Below are 12,213 nucleotides of genomic sequence, written 5' to 3' on the forward strand. Positions count from 1 at the left end.
AACGCGAGACAGACAGAGCATGACCAGACGAGCGAAGATCGTCGCGACCCTCGGGCCCGCGACCAGCTCCTATGAGAGCATCCGCGCCATCATCGACGCCGGCGTGGACGTGGCGCGGATGAACCTCAGCCACGGCACCTACGACGTCCACGAGGGCATCTACTCCACGATCCGGAAGGCCGCCGACGACGCGGGCCGCGCGGTCGCGGTCCTCGTCGACCTGCAGGGCCCGAAGATCCGGCTCGGCAAGTTCTCCGACGGCCCGCACGACCTGGCGTTCGGCGACACCTTCGTCATCACGGTCGAGGACATCCTCGGCACGAAGGACATCTGCTCCACCACGTACAAGGGCCTCCCGGGCGACGTGAAGCCGGGCGACCCGCTGCTCATCGACGACGGCAAGGTCACGCTCCGCGTGGTCTCCACCGACGGCACGCGCGTCACGACCACCGTCGAGGTGGCCGGCGCGGTCAGCAACAACAAGGGCATCAACCTCCCGGGCGTCGCGGTCAACGTGCCCGCGCTGTCCGACAAGGACGAGGCGGACCTCCGCTGGGGCCTCCGCCTCGGCGCCGACCTCATCGCGCTGAGCTTCGTCCGCGACGCCTCGGACATCGTCCGCGTGCACGAGATCATGGACGAGGAGGGCCGCCGCGTCCCCGTCGTCGCCAAGGTCGAGAAGCCGCAGGCCGTCGACGCGCTCGAGGAGATCGTCGACGCGTTCGACGCGATCATGGTCGCCCGCGGCGACCTGGGCGTCGAGCTGCCGCTCGAGGCCGTCCCGATCGTCCAGAAGCGCGCGGTCGAGCTCGCCCGCCGCAAGGCGAAGCCCGTCATCGTGGCCACGCAGATGCTCGAGTCGATGATCACGAGCCCGCGTCCCACGCGCGCCGAGGCCTCCGACTGCGCCAACGCCGTCCTCGACGGCGCCGACGCGCTCATGCTGAGCGGCGAGACGAGCGTCGGCGAGTTCCCCGTCGTCACCGTGAAGACCATGGCGCGCATCATCGAGTCCACCGAGGAGCACGGGCTGGAGCGCATCCCGAAGCTCGGCACGCGCCCCTTCACGCAGGGCGGCGCCATCACGCTCGCGGCCGCCGAGGTCGCCGAGTTCGTGGAGGCGAAGTTCCTCTGCGTCTTCACCGAGTCGGGCGACTCGGTCCGCCGCATGACGCGCCTCCGCAACGGCATCCCGATCCTCGCCTTCACGCCGAACGAGGGCATCCGCCGTCGCCTGGCGCTGTCGTGGGGCGTGCAGTCCTACCTCGTGGAGCCGGTCACGCACACCGACCAGATGTTCCACCAGGTCGACGACGTGCTCCTCGCCGAGGGCCTCGCCGAGGTCGGCCAGAAGGTCGTCGTCATCGCCGGGTCCCCTCCCGGGATCGCGGGCTCGACCAACGAGCTGCGCGTCCACGTCGTCGGCGACGCCGTGAACGAGGCGGCTCCCGCGTACGAGAAGTAGCGTGGCGACGCGGGGGCTCCGGCCCCCGCGGACATGCGAGAGGGCGGGCGACCAGATGGTCGCCCGCCCTCTCGCATGTCCTCCTGCGGTGCGGTGCCGGATGTGGGACTCGAACCCACACGCCCTCACGGACAGAGCATTTTGAGTGCTCCGCGTCTGCCATTCCGCCAATCCGGCGCACCCCGGTCGACGCGACGATGCGGCGGGCCCCCGCCGTCCCGGCGCGCACCGGCCCGCCCGACGATACCGTAGGCTCCTATCCGTGAGTGACCAGGAAGCAACCCCCGCAGCCCCCCGCCGTGTCGTCGTCGCCGAGGACGAGTCGCTCATCCGCCTCGACATCGTGGAGACCCTCCGCGACAACGGCTTCGAGGTCGTCGGCGAGGCCGGGGACGGCGAGACCGCCGTCGCGCTGGCCACGGAGCTGCGTCCCGACCTCGTCATCATGGACGTCAAGATGCCCCAGCTCGACGGCATCTCCGCGGCCGAGCGGCTGAACCGCAACCACATCGCGCCCGTCGTCCTCCTCACGGCCTTCAGCCAGAAGGAGCTCGTGGAGCGCGCGGGCGAGGCCGGCGCGCTGGCCTACGTCGTCAAGCCGTTCACGCCCAACGACCTGCTGCCCGCGATCGAGATCGCGCTGGCCCGCTACGCGCAGATCATCACGCTCGAGGCGGAGGTGTCCGACCTCGTCGAGCGCTTCGAGACCCGCAAGCTCGTCGACCGGGCCAAGGGCCTGCTCAACGAGAAGATGGGGCTCACCGAGCCCGAGGCGTTCCGTTGGATCCAGAAGGCGTCCATGGACCGCCGCCTCACCATGCACGACGTGGCGCAGGCCATCATCGAGCAGCTGAGCGCCAAGAAGGCCTAGCCGCCGAGACGCCCCCACCGCGCGCGCTGTGTCAGCGCCGCGAGCGCTCGCGGATGATGTTCGTGATCCGCACGGTCGAGAGCCGGCGGCCCTGGTCGTCCGTCATGACGATCTCGTGCGTCGTGAGCGTGCCGCCGAGGTGGATCGCCGTGCAGGTGCCGGTGATGGTCCCCGACGACGCCGAGCGCGTGTGGCTGGCGTTGAGCTCGATGCCGAACGCGACGCGGTCGGGACCGGCGTGGACGTTCGCGGACATGGATCCGAGCGACTCGGCGAGCACCACGTACGCGCCGCCGTGCACCACGCCGTAGGGCTGCGTGTTCCCCTCCGCGGGCATCGTCGCAACAGCGCGCTCCGGGCTCAGCTCGTGGAAGACGATGCCCATCTTCTCGGCCAGCGCGCCCACGTCCTGGGGCTGGCGGACGAGCCGCCCGGCGGCGTCGTCGTCGGATGCGGGCTGGGTCATGGCGATCCTCCGGGGCCGGTCGGACGTCGGGAGCCCTCGATAGGCTGGACCCGTGCCGAACACGGAAAAGCCTACCCTCCTCGTCATCGACGGCCATTCCCTGGCGTTCCGGGCCTTCTACGCCCTGCCGGCGGAGAGCTTCCAGAACCGCGAGGGGCAGCACACGAACGCCGTGCACGGCTTCATCGCGATGCTCATCAACCTCCTGCAGAAGGAGAAGCCCACGCACGTCGGCGTCGCGTTCGACATCTCGCGCTTCTCGTTCCGCACGCGCGAGTACCCGGAGTACAAGGGCACGCGCGGCGAGACGCCCGTGGAGTTCACCGGGCAGGTGCCGCTGCTGGAGCGGGCGCTGAAGACCATGAACATCCCCACCCTCACCAAGGAGGACCACGAGGCGGACGACATCCTCGCGACCCTCGCCACGCAGGGCCGCGAGCAGGGCTTCCGCGTGCTCGTCGTCTCGGGCGACCGCGACGCCATCCAGCTCGTCAACGACGACGTCACGCTGCTGTACCCGTCCACGCAGGGCGTCTCGCAGCTCACGCGCTACGACGCGGAGAAGGTGTTCGAGAAGTACGGCGTGCAGCCCGAGATGTACCCGGACATCGCGGCGCTCGTGGGGGAGACGAGCGACAACCTCATCGGCGTCGACAAGGTCGGCCCGAAGACCGCGGTGAAGTGGCTGAACCAGTACGGATCCCTCGACGCCGTCCTCGAGCACCGGGACGAGATCTCGGGCAAGGTCGGCGACAACCTCCGCGCGCAATACGAGAACGTCATCCGCAACCGCCGCCTCAACCGGCTGCTCACCGACGTCGATCTGCCGCTCGGCCCCTCCGACCTCGAGCGCAAGCCCATCGACGAGCCCGCCCTCCGCGAGGTGTTCGCGGTCCTGGAGTTCAAGCAGCTGCTGGATCGCGTGCTGAAGCTCGAGGGGTCGGGCGCCTCGGCGTCGAGCGAGGGCACGCCCGTCGGCGCCGTCGAGCAGGAGCCGTCCACCGCGCCGGCCGCCCCGCAGCCGCAGCAGCTGCTCGACGAGGAGCTGGCGAAGTGGATCGCGACGCAGAGCGCCGCATCGCCCCACGGCCTCGGCCTCACGGTCGAGACGCAGGACGGGAAGCCCGTCGGCTTCGGCCTCGCGAGCGCGACCGAGGCGGTGAGCCTCCCATGGCAGGAGGGCCGCGCCGACTACGCGCCCTTCGAGCGGTGGCTCGCGAGCGACGCCCCGAAGATCATGTCCGACGCCAAGGTGCAGGTGAAGGCCATGCGCCGCGCCGGCCTCGAGGTCCAGGGACTCGCGTTCGACGTGCTCGTCGCCGGCTGGCTGCTGCGCCCGGGCTTCACCGACAAGACCCTCGCGGCCCTCGTCAGCCGGTACCTCCTGGAGGACCTCCCGGAGCCCGACGCCAACCAGCTCGTGCCCGAGACCGAGGCGCTCACCGCGCCGGTCGAGGCCTGGTACACGCTCCGCGTCGAGCACGCGCTGCGCGAGGTCCTGGACGAGCGCACGCTCGGCGTGATGGTCGACATCGAGATGCCGACGCTCCTCGTGCTCGTGGAGATGGAGCTGCGCGGCGTCGCGACCGACCGCGCCGGCCTCGCCGAGCTGTCGGCGCAGCTGCAGGAGCGCATCACCGACCTCGCCGAGCGCGCGTTCGCCGAGATCGGCAAGGAGATCAACCTCGGGTCGCCGAAGCAGCTGCAGGAGGTGCTCTTCGACCAGCTCGGCATGCCGAAGACGCGGGCCAACAAGACGGGCTTCAGCACCGACGCCGGGGCCCTCGCCGACCTGCAGGCGTCCAACCCGCACCCGTTCCTCGACCTGCTCCTCGAGCACCGCGACGCGAGCAAGCTGCGGCAGATCATCCAGACGCTCGAGCGCGGCATCGGCGACGACGAGCGGATCCACACCACCTACGTGCAGACCGGCACCACCACCGGCCGCATCTCCTCGAACGACCCGAACCTGCAGAACATCCCCGTCCGCACCGAGGAGGGGCGCCGCATCCGCAGCGCCATCCGCGTGGGCGAGGGCTACGAGACGCTGCTCACGGCGGACTACTCGCAGATCGAGATGCGGATCATGGCGCACCTCTCCGGCGACGAGGGCCTCATCGAGGCCTTCGCGGCGGGGGAGGACCTGCACCGCTTCGTGGGATCCCGCATCTTCGGCGTGGAGCCGGCGGAGGTCAGCGCCGAGATGCGCACCAAGGTCAAGGCCATGAGCTACGGGCTGGCCTACGGGCTCAGCGCCTTCGGCCTGTCGAAGCAGCTCCGCATCCCGTCGTCGGAGGCGAAGCAGCTCATGACGGACTACTTCGCGCGCTTCGGCTCGGTGCGCGACTACCTCCGCCAGGTGGTCGAGGAGGCGCGTGCCGCGGGCTACACGGAGACGATCTTCGGCCGTCGCCGCCCGTTCCCCGACCTCAACAGCCCGAACCGGGTCCTCCGCGACAACGCCGAGCGGGCGGCCCTCAACGCGCCCATCCAGGGCTCGGCGGCCGACATCATGAAGATCGCGATGATCCGCATCGAGGCCGACATGCGCGAGCGCGACATGGCGTCGCGCATGCTCCTGCAGGTCCACGACGAGCTCATCCTCGAGGTCGCCGCCGGGGAGTGGGACGCGCTCGAGGCCATCGTCACGGACCGCATGGCGCACGCGGCGGACCTCCGGGTGCCGCTCGAGGTGCAGGTGGGCCGCGGCGACTCGTGGGCCGCCGCCGCGCACTGACCCGCGGGATCCGCCCGCCCATCCCCCAGCACGAGGAGCACAGCGCATGACGACAGGACGACTCTCCGACCTCCTCGCGGACGGGTCCATCCGGCTCGACGCGCACGCGGCCGACCGCGAGGCCGCCATCCGCCAGGCGGGCGAGGCGCTGGTCGCGGCCGGCGCCGTCGAGCCCGGCTACGTGGAGGCCATGGTCGAGCGCGAGCGCTCCGTGTCGACCTTCGTGGGCGAAGGCGTCGCCGTGCCGCACGGCACCCTGGCCGCCGGACGCGACCTCGTGCGCGCCGACGCCATCAGCGTGCTGCGGCTGCCCGACGGCGTCGACTGGGACGGCCACGACGTCCGCATCGTCATCGGCATCGCGGCCACCGGAGGCGGGCACATCGCGCTGCTGTCGCGCCTCGCGGAGATCCTGCTCGACCCCGTCCGCGCGGAGCGGCTGCGCGGCGCGACCGATCCCGCGACGGTCCGGTCGCTCCTGGGAGCCGGTACGGTCGAGGGATGACGACGACGCCGAAGGCCCCCCGACCGCAGACGGACATCGACCGGATCGCCGAGGGGTGGATCGACGCCTCGCTCGACCTGCACCCCGAGGAGCGCGTCTACCTCGGCCGCCCGGGTCGCGAGGGCGAGTACGGCGACACCTCGCCCGCGGGCCACGCGGCGCACGCCGAGGCCGCGCGCGCGGTCGTCCGGCAGCTCGCCGCCGCGACGCCCGTCGACGCGGTCGACGAGGTCACCCGCATGGACCTCACCCGGGAGCTGGAGCTGGACGTCGAGATGCACGACGCCGGCGTGCACCTCTCCGACCTCAACGTGATCGCCTCGCCCGCTCAGGGCATCCGCGAGGTGTTCGACATCTCGCCCACGGCCACCGAGGACGACTGGGCCCACGTCGCCACGCGGCTCGGCAACGTCGCCGGCGCGGTCGACGGCTACATCGAGACGCTGCGCGAGGGCGTGCGCCGCGGCCAGGTGCCGGCGAAGCGGCAGATCCGCGAGGTGCTCGGCCAGGTCGAGCGCCAGGCGGCGCCCGACGGCTTCTTCCGCTCCTTCGCCGCGGACGCGCGCCCCGACGCCGGCGAGCTGCCCGCGTCGCTGCGCCAAGACCTCGGCGCCCGCGCCGAGGAGGCCCGCTCGGCCTACGAGCGGCTCGCCGCGTTCCTCGGCTCCGAGCTCGAGCCCGCGGGCCGCGACGCCGACGCGGTGGGCCGCGAGCAGTACGCCCTGCGGTCGCGCTCCTTCCTCGGCGCCGAGGTCGACCTCGACGAGACGTACGAGTGGGGCGTCGGCGAGCTCGCCCGCATGGTGGAGGAGCAGGAGGCCATCGCCCGCGAGATCCTCCCGGGTGCGAGCGTGCTCGAGGCCATCGCGCACCTCGACGGCGACGTGTCGCGCAAGCTCCACGGCACCGACGCGCTGCGGGCGTGGATGCAGGAGACGAGCGACCGCGCGGTCGAGGAGCTCGGCCGCACGCACTTCGACATCCCCCAGGAGATCCGCGCGCTCGAGTGCATGATCGCCCCCACGCAGGAGGGCGGCATCTACTACTCCGGCCCCGCCGACGACTTCAGCCGCCCCGGCCGCATGTGGTGGTCGGTGCCCGAGGGCGTCACCGAGTTCGACACCTGGCGCGAGCTGACCACCGTGTACCACGAGGGCGTCCCGGGTCACCACCTGCAGATCGCGCAGGCCACCTACAACAAGGCGGAGCTCAACACCTGGCGGCGCTTCGCCGGCACGTCGGGCCACGCGGAGGGCTGGGCGCTGTACGCCGAGCGCCTCATGCAGGAGCTCGGCTACCTCGACGACCCGGCCGACCGCCTCGGCATGCTCGACGGCCAGCGCATGCGCGCCGCCCGCGTGGTGCTCGACATCGGCGTGCACCTCGGCAAGACCCGGCCCGACGGCGCGGCCCCGTGGGACGCCGAGTACGCGTTCGACTTCATGGGCCGCAACGTCAACATGGATCCGTCGTTCGTGCGCTTCGAGGTGAACCGCTACCTCGGCTGGCCGGGCCAGGCGCCGTCCTACAAGGTGGGCCAGCGCATCTGGGAGGACCTCCGTGACGAGACCCGCCGCCGCGAGGGCGACGCGTTCGACATCCGCGAGTTCCACCGTCGCGCGCTCGACGTCGGCGGCGTGGGCCTCGACACCCTGCGGGCCGCGGTCCTCCGCTGACCCCGGTCCTCCGCCGACCTCGGCGGGGCGGCCGCGTCGGGCGGCGCGGTCGTCCCGCGCGGCGCGGTTGTCCCGCCTCCCGGGCCGGGTCTAAGATCGACTGTCGCTCTTCTGCGACGACCCATCCGTCCGCCGCTCGACCGGTACCCGCGCGGGTCCGCGCCAGCGGCCTTATTCATGCCCATCCTGGAGCACTAACTACATGACAATCGCAACGACCGACAAGGCGCCCAAGCAGGTCGCGATCAACGACATCGGATCTGCTGAGGACTTCCTCGCCGCGGTCGAGAAGACACTGAAGTTCTTCAACGACGGAGACCTCATCGAGGGCACCGTCGTGAAGATCGATCGGGACGAGGTCCTGATCGACGTCGGCTACAAGACCGAGGGCGTCATCCCCTCGCGTGAGCTTTCCATCAAGCACGACGTCGACCCCACGGAGGTCGTCAAGGTCGGCGACACCGTCGAGGCCCTCGTCCTCCAGAAGGAGGACAAGGAAGGCCGTCTGATCCTGTCGAAGAAGCGCGCGCAGTACGAGCGCGCGTGGGGCGACGTGGAGAAGATCAAGGAGTCCGACGGCGTCGTCACCGGCACCGTCATCGAGGTCGTCAAGGGCGGCCTCATCGTGGACATCGGCCTCCGCGGCTTCCTCCCGGCCTCGCTCATCGAGCTGCGCCGCGTCCGCGACCTCACGCCGTACCTCGGCCAGGAGATCGAGGCCAAGATCCTCGAGCTCGACAAGAACCGCAACAACGTGGTCCTGTCGCGCCGCGCCCTGCTCGAGCAGACGCAGTCCGAGAGCCGCAGCACGTTCCTCAACAACCTCCAGAAGGGCCAGGTCCGCAAGGGCGTGGTCTCCTCGATCGTCAACTTCGGCGCGTTCGTGGACCTGGGCGGCGTCGACGGCCTCGTGCACGTCTCCGAGCTCAGCTGGAAGCACATCGAGCACGCCAGCGAGGTCGTCGAGGTGGGCCAGGAGGTGACCGTCGAGATCCTCGAGGTCGACCTGGACCGCGAGCGCGTCTCGCTGTCGCTCAAGGCGACGCAGGAGGACCCGTGGCAGGTCTTCGCCCGCACGCACGCCATCGGCCAGGTCGCGCCCGGCAAGGTCACCAAGCTGGTGCCGTTCGGCGCGTTCGTCCGCGTGGCCGAGGGCATCGAGGGCCTCGTGCACATCTCGGAGCTGTCCGGCAAGCACGTCGAGCTCGCCGAGCAGGTCGTGTCCGTCGGCGACGAGGTCTTCGTCAAGGTCATCGACATCGACCTCGAGCGTCGCCGCATCTCGCTGAGCCTCAAGCAGGCCAACGACGGCGTCGACCCCGAGGGCACCGAGTTCGACCCCGCCCTCTACGGCATGCTCACCGAGTACGACGACCAGGGGAACTACAAGTACCCCGAGGGCTTCGACCCGGAGACCAACGAGTGGAAGGAAGGCTTCGAGTCGCAGCGCGAGACCTGGGAGCAGCAGTACGCCGCAGCCCAGGCCCGCTGGGAGGCCCACAAGAAGCAGGTCGCGGCGGCAGCCGAGGCCGAGGCGGCCGACACGGGCATCACGTCCGCCGGCCCCGGCTTCACGAGCGACTCGACGGGCGCCGGCACGTTGGCGGACGACGAGAGCCTCGCCGCCCTGCGCGAGAAGCTGTCCAGCTCGAAGTAGCACGTCCCGCACCACGACGAGGCCGCTCTCCCTTCGGGGAGGGCGGCCTCCGTCGTTCCCGGACGCCCGCGCCGGGCGCGTTCCCGCCCCGCCTAGGCTGGATCCATGCAGCTGATCGGACTGACGGGTGGCATCGCCGCGGGCAAGACGGTGGTGGCCGACCGCCTGGCGGAGCTCGGCGCCGTGCGCATCGACGCGGACCGGCTCGCCCGCGAGGTCGTGGAGCCCGGCACCCCGGCCCTCGCGGAGATCGCCCGGAGGTTCGGCCCGGGCGTTATCGCCCCCGACGGCTCCCTCGACCGGCCCGCGCTCGGCGCCGTCGTGTTCCAGGACCCGGACGCGCGCCGCGACCTCGAGGCCATCACGCATCCCGCCGTGCGCGCCCTGTCCGCCGCGCGCATGGCCGCGGCGGGGGAGGCGGACGCCGACGCGGTCGTCGTCTACGACATCCCGCTGCTCGTGGAGTCCGGCCGCGTCGACGAGTTCGACCGGATCGTGGTGGTCCACGCGCCGCGCGACGAGCGGATCCGCCGCCTGGTCGAGCTCCGCGGGATGTCGCCCGAGGAGGCCGAGAGCCGCATCGCCTCGCAGGCCGCCGACGAGGATCGCCTGGCCGTCGCGGACGTGGTCGTCGACTCCGGCGTCTCGCTCGCGTCGACGCTCGCGCAGACGGATCGGCTCTGGGCGAACCTGGCCGGCGGTGTCGGAGGCCGCTCGTAGACTCGAGGGCATGCAACCCACCCGGTCCGTGCGCCCGTTCAAGGTCGTCAGCGACTACTCCCCGAGCGGCGACCAGCCCACGGCCATCGCCGAGCTGGCGGGCCGGGTCAACGCCGGCGAGCCCGACGTCGTGCTCCTCGGCGCCACCGGCACCGGCAAGTCGGCCACGGCAGCCTGGCTCATCGAGCAGGTCCAGCGGCCCACGCTGATCCTCGCCCACAACAAGACGCTCGCCGCGCAGCTCGCCACCGAGTTCCGCGAGCTCATGCCCGACAACGCCGTCGAGTACTTCGTCTCCTACTACGACTACTACCAGCCCGAGGCCTACGTCCCGCAGACGGACACGTTCATCGAGAAGGACTCGTCGGTCAACGCCGAGGTCGAGCGCCTCCGCCACTCCACCACCAACTCCCTGCTCAGCCGTCGCGACGTCGTCGTGGTGAGCACGGTGTCCTGCATCTACGGCCTCGGCCAGCCCGAGCAGTACATGAACGCCATGGTGGCGCTGCAGGTGGGCATGCAGATCAACCGCGACACCCTCATCCGCAAGTTCGTCTCCATGCAGTACCAGCGCAACGACGTCGACTTCTCGCGCGGCAACTTCCGCGTGCGCGGCGACACCATCGAGATCATCCCGATGTACGAGGAGCTGGCCATCCGGATCGAGATGTTCGGCGACGAGATCGAGGCGCTGTACCAGTTGCACCCACTCACGGGCGACGTGGTCCGCAAGATGGACTCGGTCTCCGTGTTCCCGGGCTCGCACTACGTCGCGGAGACCGAGGTCATGCAGCGGGCCATCGGCACCATCCAGCAGGAGCTCGAGGAGCGGCTCGCCGTGCTCGAGCGCGAGGGCAAGCTGCTCGAGGCCCAGCGGCTCCGCATGCGCACCAACTTCGACATCGAGATGATGCAGCAGATCGGCTTCTGCTCCGGCATCGAGAACTACTCCCGCCACATCGACGGGCGGAACGCGGGGGAGGCCCCGCACTGCCTCCTCGACTACTTCCCGGACGACTTCCTCGTCGTCATCGACGAGTCGCACGTCACCGTGCCGCAGATCGGGGCCATGTTCGAGGGCGACTCGTCGCGCAAGCGCACGCTCGTGGAGCACGGCTTCCGCCTGCCGAGCGCGCTCGACAACCGTCCGCTGAAGTGGAACGAGTTCACCGAGCGCGTGCCGCAGACGGTGTACATGTCCGCGACGCCCGGCAAGTACGAGCTCGGCATGGGCGACGGCGTGGTGGAGCAGATCATCCGCCCCACCGGCCTCATCGACCCGGCCATCGTGGTCAAGCCCACGAAGGGCCAGATCGACGACCTGCTCGAGCAGATCCGCATCCGCGTGGAGAAGGACGAGCGCATCCTCGTCACCACGCTCACGAAGAAGATGGCCGAGGAGCTCACCGACTACTTCGCCGAGGCGGGCGTGCGCGTGCGCTACCTCCACTCGGACGTCGACACGCTCCGTCGCGTCGAGCTGCTCAGCGAGCTGCGCGCCGGCGTCTACGACGTCCTGGTGGGCATCAACCTCCTGCGCGAGGGCCTCGACCTCCCGGAGGTGTCGCTCGTCGCGATCCTCGACGCCGACAAGGAGGGCTTCCTCCGGTCGTCCACGTCGCTCATCCAGACCATCGGGCGCGCGGCGCGCAACGTGTCGGGCGAGGTGCACATGTACGCGGACGTGCTGACGGACAGCATGAAGCGCGCCATCGAGGAGACCGACCGCCGGCGCGAGAAGCAGGTGGCCTACAACACCGAGCACGGCATCGACCCGACGCCGCTGCGCAAGCGCATCGCCGACATCACGGAGATCCTGGCCCGCGAGGGCGAGGACACGAAGAAGATGCTCGAGGGGCGCGGGGGCGGCAAGCGCTCGCCCACGCCGAACCTGCGGCGCGAGGGCAAGGCGGCCGCGGGGGCGAACGAGCTCGAGACGATCATCTCCGACCTCAACGACCAGATGCTGCAGGCGGCGGGCGAGCTCAAGTTCGAGCTCGCCGCGCGCCTCCGCGACGAGCTCGGTGACCTCAAGCGCGAGCTGCGGCAGATGGAGAAGGCCGGCCACCTGTCCTGATCGGGGCGGGCCCGCGGCCGGACGCCCGCCGTCCGGCCC

The 12,213-nt window shown here is 70.8% G+C and carries 9 protein-coding genes and 1 tRNA gene; 8 read left to right on the plus strand and 2 right to left on the minus strand.

Annotated elements, in window-relative coordinates; genetic code table 11:
* Positions 1-19 precede the first annotated feature (19 nt).
* Positions 20-1,465 (plus strand): pyruvate kinase, encoded by a 1,446-nt coding sequence (gene pyk / locus FGI33_RS04385; protein ID WP_119433902.1) that lies wholly within the window; start codon positions 20-22, stop codon positions 1,463-1,465.
* 94 nt (positions 1,466-1,559) lie between these two features.
* On the opposite strand, the gene FGI33_RS04390 is transcribed toward pyk, so the two are convergent.
* Positions 1,560-1,642: transfer RNA gene (locus tag FGI33_RS04390), tRNA-Leu, on the minus strand.
* An 85-nt stretch (positions 1,643-1,727) separates the two neighbouring features.
* Between FGI33_RS04390 and FGI33_RS04395 the strand changes: the two genes are divergently transcribed.
* Positions 1,728-2,336, plus strand: coding sequence for an ANTAR domain-containing response regulator (locus FGI33_RS04395; RefSeq protein WP_012299329.1), 609 nt, complete (start codon positions 1,728-1,730; stop codon positions 2,334-2,336).
* A 31-nt stretch (positions 2,337-2,367) separates the two neighbouring features.
* Here FGI33_RS04395 and FGI33_RS04400 read toward each other — a convergent pair whose 3' ends face one another.
* Complete coding sequence (locus FGI33_RS04400; protein ID WP_119433903.1) at positions 2,368-2,802, minus strand: PaaI family thioesterase; 435 nt, start codon at positions 2,800-2,802, stop codon at positions 2,368-2,370.
* Between the two features lie 52 nt (positions 2,803-2,854).
* Between FGI33_RS04400 and polA the strand changes: the two genes are divergently transcribed.
* The 6 genes from polA to uvrB all read left to right on the plus strand — a co-directional run bounded on the left by polA (position 2,855) and on the right by uvrB (position 12,174).
* The gene (gene polA, locus FGI33_RS04405; protein ID WP_119433904.1) at positions 2,855-5,539 is read left to right on the plus strand and encodes a DNA polymerase I; all 2,685 of its coding nucleotides are present in this window, start codon (positions 2,855-2,857) and stop codon (positions 5,537-5,539) included.
* 46 nt (positions 5,540-5,585) lie between these two features.
* A complete protein-coding gene (locus tag FGI33_RS04410) occupies positions 5,586-6,044 on the plus strand; it encodes a PTS mannitol transporter subunit IIA (RefSeq protein WP_119433905.1) in 459 nt (152 codons plus the stop codon).
* Positions 6,041-7,720, plus strand: coding sequence for a DUF885 domain-containing protein (locus tag FGI33_RS04415; protein WP_237582324.1), 1,680 nt, complete (start codon positions 6,041-6,043; stop codon positions 7,718-7,720). The genes FGI33_RS04410 and FGI33_RS04415 overlap by 4 nt, the downstream gene beginning before the upstream one ends.
* Before the next feature lie 202 nt (positions 7,721-7,922).
* On the plus strand, positions 7,923-9,377 hold the full coding sequence (gene rpsA, locus FGI33_RS04420) for a 30S ribosomal protein S1 (RefSeq protein ID WP_012038440.1): 1,455 nt from the start codon (positions 7,923-7,925) through the stop codon (positions 9,375-9,377).
* 105 nt (positions 9,378-9,482) lie between these two features.
* Positions 9,483-10,097 (plus strand): dephospho-CoA kinase, encoded by a 615-nt coding sequence (gene coaE / locus FGI33_RS04425; protein ID WP_119433739.1) that lies wholly within the window; start codon positions 9,483-9,485, stop codon positions 10,095-10,097.
* Between the two features lie 10 nt (positions 10,098-10,107).
* The gene (uvrB, locus tag FGI33_RS04430; protein WP_119433738.1) at positions 10,108-12,174 is read left to right on the plus strand and encodes an excinuclease ABC subunit UvrB; all 2,067 of its coding nucleotides are present in this window, start codon (positions 10,108-10,110) and stop codon (positions 12,172-12,174) included.
* The last annotated feature ends 39 nt before the right edge of the window (positions 12,175-12,213 follow it).

Source organism: Clavibacter phaseoli, assembly GCF_021922925.1.
GTDB lineage: Bacteria > Actinomycetota > Actinomycetes > Actinomycetales > Microbacteriaceae > Clavibacter > Clavibacter phaseoli.